This window comes from Novosphingobium profundi, assembly GCF_020524485.1.
GTDB classification, from domain to species: Bacteria; Pseudomonadota; Alphaproteobacteria; order Sphingomonadales; family Sphingomonadaceae; genus Novosphingobium; species Novosphingobium profundi_A.
Genome location: NZ_JAIVLF010000006.1, coordinates 441,016 through 458,690 on the forward strand (window position 1 = coordinate 441,016; position 17,675 = coordinate 458,690).

Genomic DNA, 17,675 nt, shown 5'->3' on the forward strand with positions numbered 1-17,675 from the left:
GAGCCCGCAGGCTCCGGGCGTGGTAAGCGCTCGGTTCGTGGCAAATTTCGGCCCCGCTCTTGATTAATGTTACAACGTTACATATTTGCCGAGCGATGCGCAGCAACCCTTCCTCGATTCGTGGACGGCTCGACCGGGCCGGAATCCTGCTCAGCGGGCTTTGCGCGGTGCACTGCGTGGCAGGCATCGTGCTGGTCGGCGTGCTGGGGCTGGGCGGGGAATTGCTGCTCTCGCCCGCGATTCACGAGGTCGGGCTGGCCCTTGCCGTCGTGTTCGGCGCGGTCTCGCTCGGATTTGGCGTCCTGCGCCATGGTCGGATGACCCCGCTGGTGACGGGCGGGGCGGGCATCGTGCTGATGGCGCTCGCGCTGTTTGTCGGCCATGGCCTGCCCGAGGCGCTGCTGACGATCTTCGGCGTGGCGCTTGTCGCGGGAGCACATCTCTCCAATCTGCGCGGCCACGCGGCCCACTGATCTCCGTGTAGGGGACGCGCAGGCGATGACCCTGCGGCTCCGCGCGAAAAGCGCCGTTCGCGTCCCGGCTCGGCGGCGGGAAACCTTGCGCTCGGCGCAGGGCGCGCTATCTGCACCCACATGGCCCAGAACGACACGTCGAACGCCCTCATCTCGCTCACCGTCAACGGGGAGCCGCACCGGATTGCGGTTGGCTCGACGATTGCCGACCTTGTCGCGCACATCGGTCTCGATCCCGCCAAGGTCGCGGTCGAGCACAACGCCGAGATCGCGCCGCGCTCGACGCTGGCCGACGTGACTCTGGGCGAGGGCGATATCCTCGAGATCGTCCATTTCGTGGGCGGCGGCTGACGCCCCTCAAGCCCCGTCCCCCGTTTCTGTTTTTCCCGAGATTTTCGCGCGCCTCGACGCCCTGAAAGGATGCGACCCGTGACCGATACCGCCACCACCCCTGCCGCTGCCACTGCCACCAACGAGGCCGATACCTGGACCGTTGCCGGGCGCACCTTCACCTCGCGCCTGATCGTGGGCACGGGCAAGTACAAGGACTTCGAGCAGAACGCGGCTGCGGTCGAGGCGTCGGGCGCCGAGATCGTCACGGTCGCGGTGCGCCGCGTCAACGTGTCGGACCCCAAGGCGCCGATGCTGACCGACTACATCGACCCGAAGAAGATCACCTATCTGCCCAACACGGCGGGCTGCTTCACGGCCGAGGACGCCATCCGCACGCTGCGTCTGGCGCGCGAGGCGGGCGGCTGGGATCTCGTCAAGCTGGAGGTGCTGGGCGAGGCGCGTACGCTCTATCCCGACATGCGCGAGACGCTGAAGGCGACCGAGATCCTCGCCAAGGAAGGCTTCGCGCCGATGGTCTACTGCGTCGATGATCCGATTGCGGCCAAGCAGCTTGAAGAGGCGGGCGCGGTGGCGGTCATGCCGCTGGGCGCGCCGATCGGTTCGGGCCTTGGCATCCAGAACCAGGTCACCGTGCGCCTCATCGTCGAGGGCGCCAAGGTGCCGGTGCTGGTCGATGCGGGCGTGGGCACGGCATCGGAAGCGGCGGTCGCGATGGAGCTGGGCTGCGACGGCGTGCTCATGAACACGGCCATTGCCGAAGCGAAGAATCCGGTAAGGATGGCGAAGGCAATGCGCCTCGCGGTGGAGGCCGGACGCCATGCATATCTTAGCGGACGCATGCAGAAGCGCCGCTATGCAGACCCCTCAAGCCCGCTTTCCGGCATGATCTGATGGTTAACGATTTTATTGCCTAATACTTTCGGTCAGTGAGGTGTTCAAACGATTGCATGATTAACGTGCGGGTAAGCGCGCGGGGCTTAAAGTGTGTCCATCACGGGAAAGGCGAAAGCTGAACAACGACACATAACAAGCAACGGACACGGCACATGGAATACGCAGGCACGGCAAGTCTCACGATCAGCGAGCTTCGGGAATTCGCAAGCTTCACCCCTTCGGAACAGCGCTATATCCGGCGCAGTCTCGATGTTGGCCTGGGGCGCCAGGACGCTTTCAAGCTCTGGGGCCGCGATGCCGGGGAAATGGCCTCGATCCGGGGCCAGTACGAGAGCTACCGTGACCTGCAGGCCCTGCGCGGCCAGCGCCCGGACGAGTACGGCTTTGCCGATCTCGATCCGTTCATGGGCAAGCTGGTGCGCATGGCCGCCTACGACCTGGCGCAAGGCGGGCTGGCCAGCTTCTCCGCCTTCCGCTTCCTCTACGAACGCCTGCTGGGCGCTTGGGCCCGGCCCTGGCTCCCCGGAGCTTTCTGCGGCGCGGCGGCGCTCCCGCAGATCCGTCCTGACTGGCGTAAGACCCTGCTGCACTCGATCAGCGAGGCCGCCGCGACGGCGCCGGGCTGGTCCGCGCGCGAACCCGGCTTCTACCCCGAGTGGATCGAGCTCGAAGCCGCCTGAGATACCTTTCCTTGACCGCAGGGCCCTCGGGTCGCACCGCTTTCCCTGCACCGGGCCCTTCTACCGCGTAGTGCGAGGCCCAAACCGCAACCTGCGACCGGAAAATCCGGCGCAGGTTGTCGCCGTTCGGACAAATCGAAGGCGGACCTGCACCCAAAGACCGTTATGGCATCTTGTACACCTGAAAGATCCGGTATCTGACACAACCGGACTGGAACAAGAGGTGTAACGCGTGACCAACAAGCCGCAGATGGCCAAACCCCAGACCGCCGGTCGCCGGGACATGCCCGGCCTGGACGAAGGCGATGACCAGACCTTCGCGATGATCACCGCGCTGGCCAGCGAACTGGCCATGGCGCGCGAGCGCATCGACACGCTCGAGCGCCTGCTGGCCAAGGCCGGCACGCTCGACGAGGGCGCGGTCGAGGCCTATGTTCCCGACGAGGACGCCGCCAAGGCGCGCGGCGCGCTGCGCCAGCGCCTGATCGGCAAGGTATTCCGCCCGATCCGCGAGGCGGCCATGCGCCGCGCGGCCAAGACCACTTCGAACCAGGGAGCCTGAACCATGTCGCATCCGATGCTTGCCAGCGCCAACCACGACGAGACCACCGAACAGCTCTTCGTGCGCGACCTGCAGTACTGGCTCTACACCGAGGTTGAGCCGCACGAGCGCCAGATCGCCGAGGAACTCGATCCGGGCCTCAGCCACAACGCGCGCGCCGAAGAGGTCTTCGACAAGCTGCACAAGGAGCCTGCGTTCCTGGGCTGGTCGAACATGCGCCGCACCACGCAGGAACTCCTTTGGGATTCGGTCTGGAACTGCGTCGATCGCCAGGCCGGTGAGCTGGACGCCAAGGCCTCCGAGGCGGCCGAGATCGGCTCGCTGACGCTGGCCGAGGACTTTCAGGTCCCCGACTACCTGGAAGACGCCCACGTCCACCTCATGCCCGGCGGCTACGGTTCGGACACCGACGGCGTGCGCCAGGGCGCGCTGATGGACCGCGGCGGTGCGGTCTACATGCTGGGGCGCAACGGCGGTTTCCTCAACGATGGTCGCGGCAAGGCCGTCGCGGCGCACCTTGCCTCGTGCTATCCCGATTTCCAGCCCGAGAAGCTGGTCGAACTGGGCTGCGGCGTGGGCTCGAGCGTGATTCCCGTCGCCGAAGCCTACCCCAAGGCGGAGGCCTACGCGGTCGACGTTGGTGCCTCGGTGCTGCGCTACGCGCACGCCCGTGCCGCGCACCTGGGTGCGGCGATCCACTTCGTGCAGGACGATGCCGAGAAGACCCGCTTTGCAGATGAGAGCTTCGATCTCGTCTTCACCGCGGCGGTCATGCACGAGACCTCGCCCGAGGCGATCCAGAACATCCTCAAGGAAAGCCACCGCCTGCTGCGCAAGGGCGGCATCGCGGTCCATCTCGAAGTGCCCGTGAAGTACGAGACGCTCGACCTGTGGAGCCAGGTGATCGCGGGCATGGAACGCGACTACAACAACGAGCCGGCCTGGCAGGAAGCGACCTCGGCCGACTACGGCGCGCTGATGACGGCAGCCGGGTTCGAGGACGTGAAGGTCGGCTTCCAGGACGCGGTCCTGGGCCCGGACATGTCGGCGAGCAAGTTCGGCGAGGAATCGAAGGGCGTCTTCCTGTCCTGGTTCGTGACTTCGGGCCGCAAGTAAGGCGGGGCCTCATCAGGCCCTCAAACGAAAAGGGGCGCTCTTCCAAACCGGGAGAGCGCCCCTTTTTCGTGGCGGGTGTCCGCCCCGCGCTACTTCACCTTGCCCAGCACCCGGGTCAGATCATTGCGCCATTTCGATCCTTCCACGATCTGGAGCAGGGAGATGTCGACCGGCTCGCGCAAGGCGCTGTCAGGGCCGGTGGCGATGGCATAGTCCTGTCGCCCGAACGTGCCGGGAAGGACGCGCAGCGTATTCGTGGTGTCGTTGCGCACGCGGTAGCGCAGCAGCGGTTCGTCGTAGACGAAGGCCTCGATCCGGCCCTCGCGCAGGGCCGCAAGTCCGCTCTCGATGTCGGGATAGCTGGTAAAGGCGATGCCCTCGCTGGAGAGCCATTCATCGCTTGCCGACGCGCGGATGGAGCCGACCGAGGCCACGGCGAGGTCTTCCGGTCCGCCGATCGCGCCGGTAAGGCGCCCGCTCGTCAGCGAGGAGGCGATCATGCCGGTGAAGGTCGAAATGATCAGGATGGCTGCGAACATCCAGACCAGCGCGATGGCTTTGCCCGCCGCCGTCCTGGGCGCCTTGTCGCCATAGCCCACCGTGGTCATCGTCACCGCGGAAAACCAGAAGCCTGCAAACAGCCCGCGCGGGCCTTGCGCGAATTCCTCGGCGTTGTGGCGCCGCTCGACCAGCCAGAACAGGAGGCCCACCACCAGCAGCAACGCGCACAGCGCCAGAATCGCCTGGAGGAACTGGAGCGTGAAGAAGTTGCGCAGGAGCGAGAGCCAGGCAGGCGGCGCTTTGGGCACGGCAATGCCGAAGCCGGTGGCGTAGAAGGGGTGGGTGAAGTCGACCTGCTCTTCGCGCGCGGCCGTCACCGTGAGCGCGCCCACGCTGGCGTCATAACGCCCGTCGGCCACCCCATCGACCATACCGGCCAAGTCGCTCTCGACGAATTTGTACTCGTAGCCCCGCTGCTCGGCGATTTCGCGCCACATGTCGATGGCAAGGCCCGACCAGGCGCCATCGTCGTTCTTCATCACGAAGGGCGGGGCTAGGCGCGTCGCGACGATCAGGCTCTGCCCGCTCTCCTGCGCCCGGGCAGGCAGGGCCGTGAGGCAGGAGGCGAGTGCCAGGAAGACCGCGAGAAGGGAAAGCAGGGCAGGCGGTGTCTTCACTGGCAGGCGGGGCATGGGCACTCCGTGATGGGCCGCGACTGCGGCCGGGAGCGCCCATCCTGTCAGCTGCGGTAAAGGGCGTCCAGTCGCGCGCCGTAGCGTTCCTTGAGCTTGTGGCGGCGGATCTTGAGGCTGGGGGTCAGTTCCTCGTTCTCGATCGCGAAGGGCTCGTCGGCAAAGGCGAACTGGCGCACCTTCTCGATCACCGACATCTCGCGGTTGACCCGGTCGATGGCCTCCCGGATGGCCGCGCGGAAAGCGGGCAGGGCCTGGAGGGTCGCCAGATCACCCTCCTCGCCGTTCTCCTGCGCCCATTCGCGTGCCCAGTCCGCATCGGGCACGATCAGGCCCACGACGTAGGGACGTCGGTCGCCCGCGACCATGGCCTGCGCGATCTCGTTCTGGAGGGTGAGCATCGATTCGATCCGTTGGGGCGAGACGTTGTCGCCCTTGTCGTTGACGATCATGTCCTTCTTGCGGTCGGTGATGCAGATGCGGCCCTTGTCGTCGATATGGCCGATGTCGCCGGTGTGGAGCCAGCCGTTCTGGAGCGCGGCCTCGCTCGCGGCCGCGTTCTGCCAGTAGCCGTGCATGACCAGCTCGCCGCGCACGAGGATTTCGCCGTCCTCGGCAATCTGCACTTCAGCACCACGCATTGGCGGGCCGACGGTGTCCATCTTAATCCCGGCACGCGGGCGGTTGACCGAGATGACGGGGCCGCTCTCGGTCTGGCCGTAGCCTTGCAGGAGCGTGAGGCCCATGGCCTCGAAGAAGATGCCGATCTCGGGGTTGAGCGGCGCGCCGCCCGAGACGAGCGCCTTCATGCGCCCGCCGAACTTGGCACGGATCTTCGGGCGCAGCGTGCGTTCGAGCAGCGCGTCGAGCGGGTAGTCGGTCAGGCGCCGCTTGCCCGCCGCCTTGCGCATGGCGACCGCAATGGCCTGGTCCATCATCCATTTGGCCGCGCCGCCCTGCTTCTCGATCTGCTTCATGATCTTGGTGCGCAGAACCTCGAAGAGGCGGGGCACGACGACCATGATTGTGGGGCCGACCTCCTCGATGTTGGCGGCGAGCTTTTCCAGCCCTTCGGCGTAGTAGATCTGGCCGCCCAGGCCGATCGGGAAGATCTCGCCCGCGGTGTGCTCGTAGGCGTGGCTGAGCGGAAGGAAGGAGAGGAAGACTTCGGGGCGGTCGAGGTGGAAATCGTCGAGGATGACCTGCGTGGTGCCCGCGATGTTGGTGAGCAGCATGCCGTGGTGCTGGCGCACCCCGCGCGGCGCCCCGCCCGTTCCGCTGGTGTAGATGATGCAGGCGAGGCTGTCGCGCCCGATGGAGACGAGACGCGCCTCCACCGCTGCGCGCGCGGCCTGTGCATCGCCCTCCAGCATGTCGTCCCACAAGGAGGTCGCGAAGTTGCCGCCCTGCAGGCTGGGGAGCGGTTCCATCCCCACGACATGGCGGCACAGGTCGGTCTGGACGATGGCGGGAAGCAGGGGCTTTGCCAGCTTCGCGCTCGACACGATGGCCGCGCAGGCACCCGAATTTTCAAGGATATGGGTGTGATCGCGGGTGGTGTTGGTGGTGTAGGTGGGCACCGTCACGCAGCCGGCCGCCATGATCGCCAGATCGGCGAGGCACCACTCGGGGCGGTTTTCCGAGACGATCAGGACCCGGTCACCATCGCGCAGGCCCCGCGCGCGCAGGCCTTCGGCGAGCAGGCAGACCCGCCGCGCGGCTTCGGCCCAGCTGATCGAGGTCCATTCGCCCTCGCGCTTGGCCCAGAGCATGGGAGCCTCGCCCAGCGCGTCGGCGCGGGCCAGGAACAGCGATACGACGTTGGCGCACCTGTCGAATTCGACAAGATCCATGGGCTCGGAAATCCTCTCTGCCTTGTACCGGGCCCGCGCGTGCGGACGACGCCGGGCGTGCTTCTTGGATCGAACGCTTAGGCCGCGCAATCGGTTGCGGCAAGCGGGCAGGGGGATTGTCAGAAAGGTCGCAAGGCAGGCACGGGCTGTCGTTTGAAGGGCGTAGAAGAACGATTTCCGAGGGCCATCGCCCTCGGGCTCCCCAAACTATCGGCCTCACCTTACGCGCGCGGCCTTTGCAGTGGGAGGTGAGGTCGCCCGTTCTGGGGTCAAGGGGCGATGGCCCCTTGAATCATCTTCCTCTTCTTACTCGTGCGCGCCGTTGAGGCTGTTCTTGCGGCGCTTGATGATCGTGACGTTGCCCAGCGTATCCATCCCCACGCCTTCGCTGCGCGGATCGGCGGCGCCCAGCCACTGGCCGTTGACCTTCTCGACCGCGTTGGCCTTGAGACCGAGGGGGGCGATCTTGACGTTCTCGCCCAGTGCCTGGAGCGCGGGGAGCATGGCTTCGAGCTCGGTGCCCTGTTCGAGCGTCGCGGTCTTCGAGCCGGGCGCATAGACGAGGCCCATCGCGATGGCGTCCTGCGCGGACATGTCCCAGTCGATCACGCCGATGATGGCTTTGGCGATCTGGCAGATGATGGTGGCGCCGCCCGCGGCCCCGATGGCCAGGCGCACCGAGCCATCGGGCGCATAGACGATGGTGGGCGACATCGAGCTGCGCGGCCGCTTGCCACCTTCCACGCGGTTGGCAACGAGATAGCCGTCCTTGCTCGGCACCGGGTCGAAATCGGGCAGCTCGTTGTTGAGGAGGAAGCCCGAGGCGGCGATGCCCGATCCGAAGTAGCCGTTGATGGTGGTGGTGACCTGCGCGACGTTGCCCTGCTTGTCGACGACGGCAAGGTCGCTCGTGCCCGGATCGTCGCGGAAGGGGACGCGCTGGCGCGCGGGCGCGCCTTCGGGCGTGCCGGGCTCGATCACCTGCATCGTGCGCGCCGGATCGATCCGGGCCGAACGGCGGGCGAGGTAGGCCGGGTTGAGCAGCCCCTTGACCGGGACGCCGACGAAGTCGGGGTCGGCCATGTAGAGGTTGCGGTCGGCGTAGGCGAGGCGTTCGGATTCGGCGAGAAGGTGCCAAGAGACCGGGTTGTCCTTGCCCAGCGCCTTCATGTCGAAGCGTTCGAGCTGCTTCAAAATCATCAGCACGGTCAGGCCCCCCGAAGAGGGCGGGCCCATCGAGCAGACCTTGTAGCCGCGGTAATCGTCGCAGACCGAGGGGCGTTCCTTCGCCTCGTATCCGGCGAGGTCGGCGGTGGTGATCGGCGAGGAGACGGGCTCGGCGCTGTTGAGGGCGTGGACGATGCTTTGCGCGATATCGCCCTTGTAGAAGGGCTCGGGCCCTTGGGCGGCAAGGCGTTCGAGCGTCGCGGCCAGCGCCGGGGTCTTGAGCGTCGAGCCGATGGCGACGGCCTCACCGCCCGGGAAATAGGTCTCCTTGGCCCAGCCGGTGACGTGGCGGCTGTAGAGATTGAGGCCGTTGTGAAGGCGGTCGGTCACCACGAACCCGTCGCGGGCGAGCGCGATGGCCGGCGCGAAGAGATCGGCCCAGGGCAGCGTGCCCCACTGCGCGTGGGCCTTGGCCATGGCGGCGAGCGCACCCGGCACGCCCGAGCTGAGCGCACCCTGGTAGATCTCGCGGCCCGGGCGGCGTTCGCCGTTGGCATCGAGGAACCAGCTTTCGTCGGCAGCACCCGGCGCGGTCTCGCGCCCGTCGATGGTGGCGATCGAACCGTCGGCCGCGCCGTGGCGGACCCAGAACAGGCCCCCGCCAATCCCGGAATTCTGTGGCTCGACCACGTTCAATGCGAGCATCGTCGCGATGGCGGCATCGGTCGCGCTGCCGCCGCGGTTGAGGATCTCGACGCCCGCGGCCGCGGCGCGCGGGTCGGCCGCGCTGACCACGCCGATCCCGGTACCGTCGCGGTTCTGCGCGGCAGGGGGCGGTGTCTGCGTTTCGGCAGGCGCGGTGGCGGTGCAGCCTGCGGTGCCCACAAGAAGGGCAAGCGAGGCGGAAAGGGCGAAGGGCGTGCGCAGGACGGCGAGGGAATTTCGAAGCATTGCGCGCGAGGCTATTCGCTTCCGACCGCCTCGGCAATGGTGGTGAAGCCATCGCGCTTCATCAGCGTTTCCAGCCCCTTGCAGATGTGCTTGGCGATATAGGGGCCTTCGTAGACCATCGCGCTGTAGAGCTGGACGAGGCTGGCGCCCGCGCGGATGCGGGCCCAGGCGTCCTCGGCGGTGGCGATGCCGCCCACGCCGATCAGCGGCAGCGCGCCGCCGGTCGCCTTGCGGAAATCCCGCAGCCGCTGCTGGGCAAGGTCCTTGAGCGGTGCGCCCGACAGGCCGCCACCCTCGCCCGCGTGCGCAGAGGCGAGCGGCGGGCGTGAAATGGTGGTGTTCGAGACGATCAGCGCGCCCAGCTTGCGCTCGATGGCGATGCGCGCGATTGCGTCGATGTCGGCGGGCTCAAGATCGGGCGCGACCTTGAGGAAGACGGGCGGAGCCTTCACCGGGCAGACCTCGTCGCGCGCGGCGATCACGCCGTCGAGCAGGCCGGTGAGCGCGGATTCGTCCTGCAGCGCGCGCAGGCCCGGGGTGTTCGGGCTGGAGATGTTGACCGCAAGGTAGGTGGCATAGGGCGCCATCATGCGCGCCATCGTCGCGTAGTCCGCGACGCGGTCGGTCGAATCCTTGTTCGCGCCGATGTTGATCCCCACCACGCCCGGGCGCGCGGCGCGGGCGGAAAGGCGCTTGCGGGCCGCCTGACCACCACCATTGTTGAAGCCCATGCGGTTGATCACCGCGCGGTCCTCTTCGAGGCGGAACAGGCGCGGCTTGGGATTGCCCGGCTGGGGCAGGGGGGTGATCGAGCCGACCTCGGCAAACCCGAAGCCCAGCTTCAGGAGCGCGTCGGGCACCTCGCCGTCCTTGTCGAATCCGGCGGCCATGCCGACCGGATTGGGAAAGGCAATGCCGGCCACTTCGCTCGCCAGCGCCGGACTGGGCGCAGGGGCGGGCAGGAAGCGGGCCATCGCGAGCGTGCGCAGCGCGATGCCATGTGCCGATTCGGCGTCGAATCGAAAAAGGGCGGGGCGAAGGGCTTTGTAGGTCACAGCCGCGCTCATAGCCGCGTTGCGCGAAGGCCACAAATCTTTCGTCTAACAACAATTGTCAGCAAAAAAGCGCTCTTAGCCGCCACCCCCCCGCAACCCCATGTCGCAAATCTACAATTCCTGAACGGCGCCTCAGCCTACATGGGTTGCGCGACCCGAAGGGCTCGTAGCGGGATGCGCACGAGTTCTTTATACCTTGAGGCGGCTTTCTGCATCGGCGGAAAGCCGCCCTTTTTTATGACCTTGTGTGCGCATTTTGCATCCGAGCCGCGCGCGCGAAGGTCTGCGCCCCATTGAAAACCGCGGCGTCCTGCGCTAGTTGAATTGGAGAGATTTAATCCAGTTTAACCCTCGGGTGCGAGAAGTCCTTTAGCGATGCGCTTGTCCAGCATGGCCGACTACGCTGTTGTCATCATGTCCGCCGCCGCGCGGCATTGCGGCGGCGTGCGCATCAGCGCAGGGCAACTGGCCGAGGAAACGGGCCTTCCCGGACCCACGGTGCAGAAACTGGTGAGCAAGCTCAGCGCGGCGGGGCTCATGCGCTCCTCGCGCGGGGCCGGTGGCGGTCTCAAGCTGGCGCGCCCGCCCGCCGCAATAACGATAGCCGACATTGTCGAAGCGGTGGAGGGGCCGATCGCGCTCACCGCCTGCATCGAAGAGGGCAAGCATGACTGCACGCTGGAGGGGCAATGCACGGTTCGCCCCCACTGGCCGCAGGTCAATGCGGCCCTGCGCGGGGCATTGGCACAGGTGCCCCTCACCCAGTTCGTCGAGGAAGCATAAATGACACAAGGTTCCGCCCCTCTCACGCCGGAGGCTCCCGAGCGCGACCAGGCCGCCCGCGAGGCCGCCGCGCGCGTCGCCGACTACGAGCACGGCTGGTCCTCGGACATCGAGCAGGAATACGGTCCCAAGGGCCTGTCCGAAGAGACCGTGCGGTACATCTCGGCCAAGAAGGACGAGCCCGAGTGGATGCTCGAGTGGCGTCTCAAGGCCTACCGCCGCTGGCTTGAAATGACCCCGCCCGACTGGGCCAAGCTCGACGTGCCGCCGATCGATTACCAGGAGGCCTATTACTGGGCCGCGCCCAAGGCCAAGGACGGCCCCAAGTCGCTCGACGAGGTCGATCCGGAAATCCTGCGCGTCTACGAGAAGCTGGGCATTCCGCTCGAAGAGCAGAAGGTGCTCGCCGGGGTCGAGGGCGCGCGCAAGGTCGCGGTCGATGCGGTCTTCGATTCGGTTTCGGTCGCCACCACCTTCCGCAAGGAGCTGGAAAGCGCGGGCGTGATCTTCCGCTCGATCTCCGAGGCGATCCGCGAGTACCCCGAGCTCGTCAAGAAGTGGCTCGGCAAGGTCGTGCCCCAGCATGACAACTACTTCGCCACGCTCAACTGCGCGGTCTTCTCGGACGGCACCTTCGTCTACGTGCCGGAAGGGGTGCGCTGCCCCATGGAGCTGTCCACCTATTTCCGCATCAACGCCGAGAACACCGGCCAGTTCGAGCGCACTCTGATCGTCGCCGACAAGGGCGCCTACGTTTCGTATCTCGAGGGCTGCACCGCGCCCCAGCGTGACGAGAACCAGCTGCACGCGGCGGTCGTCGAACTGGTCGCGCTGGAGGATGCCGAGATCAAGTATTCCACGGTGCAGAACTGGTACCCCGGCAACGCCGAGGGCAAGGGCGGCATCTACAACTTCGTGACCAAGCGCGCGCTGTGCCAGGGCGACCGTTCGAAGGTGTCCTGGACCCAGGTCGAGACCGGCTCGGCCGTGACCTGGAAGTACCCCTCGTGCGTGCTCAACGGCAAGGACTCGGTTGGCGAGTTCTATTCGGTCGCGGTCACCAACAACTACCAGCAGGCCGACACCGGCACCAAGATGATCCACAACGGCGCAGGCTCGCGCTCGACGATCATCTCCAAGGGCATTTCGGCGGGCCGCTCGAACAACACCTATCGCGGCCTCGTGCGCGTGGGCGCTTCGGCGGAGAATGTGCGCAACTTCACCCAGTGCGATTCGCTGCTGCTGGGCAAGGACTGCGGCGCGCACACCGTCCCCTACATCGAGGTGAAGAACCCCACCGCGCAGATCGAGCACGAGGCGACCACCTCCAAGATCAGCGACGACCAGCTCTTCTACGCGCAGCAGCGCGGGCTCGATACCGAGGAGGCGGTCGGCCTCATCGTCAATGGCTTTGCCAAGGAAGTTCTCCAGCAACTGCCGATGGAATTTGCGGTCGAGGCGCAGAAGCTGCTCGGCATTTCGCTCGAAGGGAGTGTCGGATAATGACCGTGGAACGCAAGACGCTGGGCGTGAGCCAGGGTGGCACGAGTGGCGGCAGCGACGTGCGCGCGACGTTCGCGCTGACGGGCGCCCGCTACGAAAAGCTCAAGGAACGCGCGCGCGAACAGCGCCATCACCCGAGCGAGGCGCAGGCCGCGCTCTGGGCCGAACTGTCGGGCTCGAAGCTGGGCGGGGTCAAGTTCCTGCGCCAGGCCATCGTCGGCTCGGCGATCGTCGATTTCGCCTGCCCCTCGCGCTGGATCGCGGTGCTGCTGAGCCCGGAAGGTGCCAACGTCGAGGTCGCCACGCTGCAGGACGCCAAGCTGCGCCAGGTCGGCGTGCGCGTGCTGCGCTTTGCCGAGAGCGAGGTGCTCTCGGACATCGACAGCGTGATCAAGGCGATCAGCGTCGAGGTCAACCGCCCCTTCGACAAGCGCGCCGCGCGCCGCGGCGGGGCGGGCGTGCAGATGGAGGACACCGAGGCATGAGGCTGCGCGCAAGCGCCCTTCTCCTGCCGCTGGTGTTCCTGGCGGGCTCCGGCCTTGCCCATGCCGCCGCGCCCACCATCCCCGAGGCCTTCCAGGGCCACTGGGAAGAGGAGCGCCGCTTCTGCGCCTCGCCCAGCGATGCGACCCTGACCCTGACCGCCACGGCGCTCAAGGGCTGGGAAGCGACGGGCGCCGTCACCGGGGTCGAGGACGTGGGGCCACGCGCCATCGTCATCACCGCATCGTTCGATGGCGAAGGCCAGACCTGGACTTCGAGCGACCGCTACGAGCTTTCGGGCGATGGTAGCACGCTGACGACGACCAACGAGAAATTCACATTCCAGCGCTTTCGGTGCCCCAAGGGCTGAGCCCTCCTGCACCGCCAAGCGCCACACGAATCCAAGCGGAACAGAACAACGCCATGCTCAAGATTGAAAACCTCCAGGCCAAGGTGGCCGACAAGCCGATCCTCAAGGGGCTCAGCCTCGAGATCAACCCGGGCGAGATCCACGCCATCATGGGCCCCAACGGCGCGGGCAAGTCGACGCTGGGCTACACGCTGGGTGGTCGTCCGGGCTATGAAGTGACCGGCGGTTCGGCGACCTTCAACGGCGAGGACCTGCTCGAGCTGGAACCGCACGAGCGTGCGGCGGCCGGGCTTTTCCTCGGCTTCCAGTACCCGGTCGAGATTCCCGGTGTTTCCTTTGTCCAGTTCCTGCGCGAAGCGGCCAACGCCCAGCGCAAGGGCCGCGGTGAGGAGCCCTATTCGGGCGGCGAGTTCCTCAAGCTCGCCAAGGAGAAGGCGGGCCTTCTCAAGATGGACATGGACATGCTCAAGCGCCCGGTGAACGTGGGCTTTTCGGGCGGTGAGAAGAAGCGCGCCGAGATGGTGCAGATGGGCGTCCTCGACCCCAAGCTGGCGATCCTCGACGAGACCGACTCGGGCCTCGACATCGACGCGCTGCGCATCTGCGGCGAAGGCATCAACTCGATCATGCGCCAGAAGGACAAGGCTGTCCTTCTCATCACCCACTACCAGCGCCTGCTCGACTACGTGAAGCCGGACTATGTCCACATTCTCTCGGCGGGCCGCATCGTCAAGTCAGGCGGTCCCGAACTGGCCCTGCGCCTTGAGGATGAGGGTTACGAAGCCGTGGTGCACGAGACGGCGGCATGAGCGATACCCTGACTCTTCCGACGCGCCGGGACGAGGACTACCGGTATTCCGATCTCGCGGCGCTCGAAACGCTCTGGCCGATCACGCCCGAGGAGATCCACGTTGCCGCCGGCGCCGAGGAAAGCCTGCAGGTGGTCCTCGACGGCGAGGCCGCCGTCGCGCGCCATCTCGTGATCACGCTCGAAAAGGGCGCGAAGTATGACCTGCGCGTCCTTTCGGCGGGCCCTGTATATGGCCGCTTCGCGCTCGACGTGCGTCTGGGCGAAGGCGCGGACTTCACCTTTGGCGCGGCGCAGCTGGCGACGGGCTCGGAGAATCTCGAGATCGTGACCAAGGTGGTCCACGCACAGGAGAACGCGACCTCGGCGCAGATCGTGCGCACCGTTCTCGCCGAAAAGGCGGTCGGTACGTACCTGGGCTGCATTGGTGTGGAGCGCGGCGCGGACGGCACCGACGCCGAGCAGTCGGTGCGCGCCATGCTGCTTGATCGCACGGCGACGGCCAACGCCAAGCCCGAACTGGAAATCTTCGCCGACGACGTGAAGGCCGCGCATGGCTGCGCGGTGGGTGAGCTGGATGCCGAAGGCCTCTTCTACCTCATGTCGCGCGGACTTCCCCCGGCGGACGCCAAGCGCCTGATGCTCCAGGCGTTCATCGCCGAGGCCTTCTCGGGCGCGCCCGAGAGCGACGAACTCAACGCAGCCGCGCAGGCCCGGCTGGAGGCCATCCTGGGATGAGCACCGCGACGCTGACCTTGAAGGACCAGTTTCCGGGGCTCGTTTCGGCGAATGGGGCGGGCAACTGGCACTACCTCGACACCGCGGCGACCGCGCAGAAGCCGCAAGTCGTGATCGATGCCACGGTCAACGCGCTGGGCCGCGACTACGCGACCGTGCACCGCGGCGTCTATGCGCGTTCGGCCGAGATGACACTGGCCTTCGAGGCGGCGCGGCGCACGACCGCCAAGTTCATCGGAGCCCAGGAGGACGAGATCGTCTTCACCCGCGGCGCGACCGAGGCGATCAACCTCGTGGCGCAGACCTGGGGCCTGACGAACCTGAAGGCGGGCGACCGCATCTTGCTTTCGGTGCTCGAACACCACGCAAACATCGTGCCCTGGCAGCTTCTGGCGGAACGTACCGGCGTTGCCATCGACGTCTGCCCGCTGACGGCGGATGGCCGGATCGATCTCGATGCCGCGCAAGCCATGCTGACCCCGGCGCACAAGTTGGTGGCGCTGGCGCATGTCTCGAACGTGCTGGGCTCGGTGCTCGACGTGGCGCGCGCCGCCCGGCTCGCGCACGATGTCGGCGCGAAGCTCCTGGTTGACGGTTGCCAGGCTACCCCGCGCCTTGCGCTCGACATGAAGGCGCTGGACTGCGATTTCTACGCCTTCTCGGCGCACAAGCTCTACGGGCCGACCGGGGTGGGCGTGCTCTGGGCGAAGAAGGACATCCTCGATGCCATGCCGCCCTGGCACGGCGGCGGGGCGATGATCGACCGCGTGACCTTTGAAAAGACCACCTACGCCCCGGCGCCGCAGCGCTTCGAGGCGGGGACGCCGATGATCGTCGAGGCGCTGGGCATGGCGGCGGCCATCGACTGGCTCGACGAGGTCGGCCTCGACCGGGCCCAGGCCCATGAGCGCGACCTTACCGCCACGCTGCGCCGCGAACTGTCCGCACGCAATGACGTGACCCTGTTCGGGCCCGAGGATGGCCTTGGCATCGTCAGTTTCGCGCTCGACGGGGTTCACCCGCACGATCTGGGCACCATATTGGACGAGGAAGGTGCAGATGGCAGCCGGGTGGCGATCCGCGCCGGGCACCACTGCGCGCAGCCGCTGATGGATCACCTCGGGGTGTCCGCCACGGCCCGGGCCAGCTTCGGCCTCTACAGCGATGAAAGCGATATCGAGGCGCTCCTGAAAGGGATCGAGCGCACCAGGAGAATTTTTGGATGAGCAACGACGAGAAGCCCAACTTCACCGTCGAAAGTGTCGATGAAGCCCCCGCCCCCCGCCGCGCGCGGGTCGACGAGGCCGACGCGCCGCAGGTCGAAGCGGATGCGGGTGAGCGCAAGCGCGATTACCTCGAAGGGTTCCTGGCCGAGAAGCCGCAAGGGACCAATCCGGGTGAGCCGGGCGGCGCGATCTACGACGGCGTGGTCGATGCGCTGAAGGAAATCTTCGATCCCGAGATTCCGGTCAACATCTACGACCTGGGGCTCATCTACGCGGTCGATGTCTCGCCCGAGGCCTCGGTGGCGGTCACCATGACGCTGACGACGCCGCACTGCCCCGTCGCCGAATCGATGCCAGGCGAAGTGGAATTGCGCGTCGCCGCCGTTCCGGGCGTGCGCGATGCCGAAGTGAACCTGGTCTGGGATCCGCCGTGGGATATGGCCAAGATGTCCGACGAGGCGAAGCTCGAACTGGGCATGCTGTGAGCGGCGCGGCGGACCTTGCAGAGCAGGGGCACGTCGATGGCCTCAACGTGCGTCTTGCCAACTATGGCTACGAGGCGGACGGCAAGGCCATCGTTGCGCTGCTCGATGCCTATGCGCGCGATCCGATGGGCGGGGGCGAGGGTCTTGCTCCGGCGGTGCAACAACGGCTCGCCATCGCGCTCGATGCCTTTCCGGGGGCATTCTCGGTCCTCGCCTTCGCGGGTGCCGAGCCGGTCGGGCTCGCCAACTGCTTTACCGGCTTTTCGACCTTCGCCGCGCGCCCGCTGGTCAATATCCATGATCTCGTGGTACTCTCGGCGCATCGGGGCAAGGGTATCGGCCGCGCGCTGATGGATGCGGTCGAGGCCGAGGCCCGCACGCGCGGGGCCTGCAAGGTCACGCTCGAGGTGCTCTCGGGCAATGCGCCCGCCAAGGCACTCTACACCGCGCAGGGGTTTGCCACTTATGCGCTCGATCCCGATGCGGGAACCGCTCAATTCTGGGAAAAGAAGCTATGACCACCACGACAACCTCCCGCCCGCGTCCGGCCGCCGTTGTGCTGACCCCGAGCGCCGAGGAGCGGGTCGCCAAGCTGATGGCCCAGGCTCCCGACGGCGCGATCGGCGTCAAGCTCTCGACCCCGCGCCGGGGCTGTTCGGGGCTGGCCTATTCGGTCGACTACGTGACCGAGGAAAGCCCCATGGACGAGAAGATCGAAACGCCCGGCGGCGTGTTCTACATCGATGCCGCCTCGGTACTCTACCTGATCGGTTCGACCATGGACTGGCAGGAAGACGACTTCACCGCCGGCTTCGTGTTCAACAATCCCAACGCCAAGGGCGCCTGCGGCTGCGGTGAGAGCTTCACGGTTTAAGAAGAAGTTTTCTCCAAGGGGCCATCGCCCCTTGACCCCGGAATCGGCAAGCTCACCTTTCTCAGCCAAGGCTGCGTGAGAAAGGTGAGCTAGACAGTCTGGGGAGC

20 protein-coding genes are annotated in these 17,675 nt (G+C 66.7%); 16 read left to right on the plus strand and 4 right to left on the minus strand.

Translation table 11 applies throughout. From position 1 onward, the window contains the following. Positions 1-95 precede the first annotated feature (95 nt). The 6 genes from LC060_RS18485 (at position 96) to LC060_RS18510 (ending at position 4,079) form a co-directional block, all read left to right on the plus strand. Complete coding sequence (locus LC060_RS18485; protein ID WP_226638173.1) at positions 96-473, plus strand: MerC domain-containing protein; 378 nt, start codon at positions 96-98, stop codon at positions 471-473. Between the two features lie 120 nt (positions 474-593). Beyond that, positions 594-824 carry a sulfur carrier protein ThiS gene (thiS, locus tag LC060_RS18490; RefSeq protein ID WP_413465134.1) on the plus strand — a complete coding sequence of 77 codons (231 nt, stop codon included), beginning with the start codon at positions 594-596 and terminating at the stop codon, positions 822-824. Between the two features lie 78 nt (positions 825-902). Continuing rightward, positions 903-1,718: a bifunctional sulfur carrier protein/thiazole synthase protein gene (locus LC060_RS18495; RefSeq protein ID WP_226638174.1), complete on the plus strand. Its 816-nt coding sequence runs from the start codon at positions 903-905 to the stop codon at positions 1,716-1,718. A gap of 155 nt (positions 1,719-1,873) precedes the next feature. Continuing rightward, positions 1,874-2,401: a hypothetical protein gene (locus tag LC060_RS18500; protein WP_226638175.1), complete on the plus strand. Its 528-nt coding sequence runs from the start codon at positions 1,874-1,876 to the stop codon at positions 2,399-2,401. A gap of 232 nt (positions 2,402-2,633) precedes the next feature. After that, on the plus strand, positions 2,634-2,963 hold the full coding sequence (locus tag LC060_RS18505) for a hypothetical protein (protein ID WP_226638176.1): 330 nt from the start codon (positions 2,634-2,636) through the stop codon (positions 2,961-2,963). 3 nt (positions 2,964-2,966) lie between these two features. Further along, positions 2,967-4,079 carry a class I SAM-dependent methyltransferase gene (locus LC060_RS18510; protein WP_226638177.1) on the plus strand — a complete coding sequence of 371 codons (1,113 nt, stop codon included), beginning with the start codon at positions 2,967-2,969 and terminating at the stop codon, positions 4,077-4,079. An 89-nt stretch (positions 4,080-4,168) separates the two neighbouring features. Here LC060_RS18510 and LC060_RS18515 read toward each other — a convergent pair whose 3' ends face one another. From LC060_RS18515 to LC060_RS18530, 4 genes are all read right to left on the minus strand, one after another. Then, positions 4,169-5,272 (minus strand): transporter substrate-binding domain-containing protein, encoded by a 1,104-nt coding sequence (locus tag LC060_RS18515; protein WP_226638178.1) that lies wholly within the window; start codon positions 5,270-5,272, stop codon positions 4,169-4,171. A 47-nt stretch (positions 5,273-5,319) separates the two neighbouring features. After that, positions 5,320-7,125, minus strand: coding sequence for an AMP-dependent synthetase/ligase (locus LC060_RS18520; protein WP_226638179.1), 1,806 nt, complete (start codon positions 7,123-7,125; stop codon positions 5,320-5,322). 306 nt (positions 7,126-7,431) lie between these two features. Further along, complete coding sequence (ggt, locus tag LC060_RS18525; protein WP_226638180.1) at positions 7,432-9,243, minus strand: gamma-glutamyltransferase; 1,812 nt, start codon at positions 9,241-9,243, stop codon at positions 7,432-7,434. 11 nt (positions 9,244-9,254) lie between these two features. Beyond that, positions 9,255-10,310, minus strand: coding sequence for a quinone-dependent dihydroorotate dehydrogenase (locus LC060_RS18530; protein ID WP_226638181.1), 1,056 nt, complete (start codon positions 10,308-10,310; stop codon positions 9,255-9,257). A gap of 363 nt (positions 10,311-10,673) precedes the next feature. Between LC060_RS18530 and LC060_RS18535 the strand changes: the two genes are divergently transcribed. From LC060_RS18535 to LC060_RS18580, 10 genes are read left to right on the plus strand one after another with little or no spacing between them, the layout of a single operon-like run. Next, on the plus strand, positions 10,674-11,081 hold the full coding sequence (locus LC060_RS18535) for an SUF system Fe-S cluster assembly regulator (RefSeq protein WP_039389832.1): 408 nt from the start codon (positions 10,674-10,676) through the stop codon (positions 11,079-11,081). Beyond that, entirely contained in the window at positions 11,082-12,584 is a 1,503-nt protein-coding gene (gene sufB / locus LC060_RS18540) for a Fe-S cluster assembly protein SufB (protein WP_039389829.1), read from the plus strand. Continuing rightward, entirely contained in the window at positions 12,584-13,069 is a 486-nt protein-coding gene (locus LC060_RS18545) for an endonuclease domain-containing protein (protein ID WP_226638182.1), read from the plus strand. Before sufB ends, LC060_RS18545 begins: the two co-directional genes overlap by 1 nt. Then, a complete protein-coding gene (locus LC060_RS18550; protein WP_226638183.1) occupies positions 13,066-13,437 on the plus strand; it encodes a hypothetical protein in 372 nt (123 codons plus the stop codon). Before LC060_RS18545 ends, LC060_RS18550 begins: the two co-directional genes overlap by 4 nt. Positions 13,438-13,490: 53 nt before the next feature. Beyond that, positions 13,491-14,246, plus strand: a complete 756-nt coding sequence (sufC, locus tag LC060_RS18555) for a Fe-S cluster assembly ATPase SufC (RefSeq protein WP_226638184.1) — start codon at positions 13,491-13,493, stop codon at positions 14,244-14,246. Beyond that, on the plus strand, positions 14,243-14,983 hold the full coding sequence (locus tag LC060_RS18560; RefSeq protein WP_226638185.1) for a SufD family Fe-S cluster assembly protein: 741 nt from the start codon (positions 14,243-14,245) through the stop codon (positions 14,981-14,983). Before sufC ends, LC060_RS18560 begins: the two co-directional genes overlap by 4 nt. Continuing rightward, a complete protein-coding gene (locus LC060_RS18565; RefSeq protein WP_226638186.1) occupies positions 14,980-16,209 on the plus strand; it encodes a cysteine desulfurase in 1,230 nt (409 codons plus the stop codon). Before LC060_RS18560 ends, LC060_RS18565 begins: the two co-directional genes overlap by 4 nt. After that, positions 16,206-16,694 carry an SUF system Fe-S cluster assembly protein gene (locus LC060_RS18570; RefSeq protein ID WP_226638187.1) on the plus strand — a complete coding sequence of 163 codons (489 nt, stop codon included), beginning with the start codon at positions 16,206-16,208 and terminating at the stop codon, positions 16,692-16,694. Before LC060_RS18565 ends, LC060_RS18570 begins: the two co-directional genes overlap by 4 nt. Beyond that, entirely contained in the window at positions 16,691-17,212 is a 522-nt protein-coding gene (locus LC060_RS18575) for a GNAT family N-acetyltransferase (protein ID WP_226638188.1), read from the plus strand. The genes LC060_RS18570 and LC060_RS18575 overlap by 4 nt, the downstream gene beginning before the upstream one ends. After that, the gene (locus LC060_RS18580; protein ID WP_039389816.1) at positions 17,209-17,568 is read left to right on the plus strand and encodes a HesB/IscA family protein; all 360 of its coding nucleotides are present in this window, start codon (positions 17,209-17,211) and stop codon (positions 17,566-17,568) included. The genes LC060_RS18575 and LC060_RS18580 overlap by 4 nt, the downstream gene beginning before the upstream one ends. Positions 17,569-17,675 lie beyond the last annotated feature (107 nt).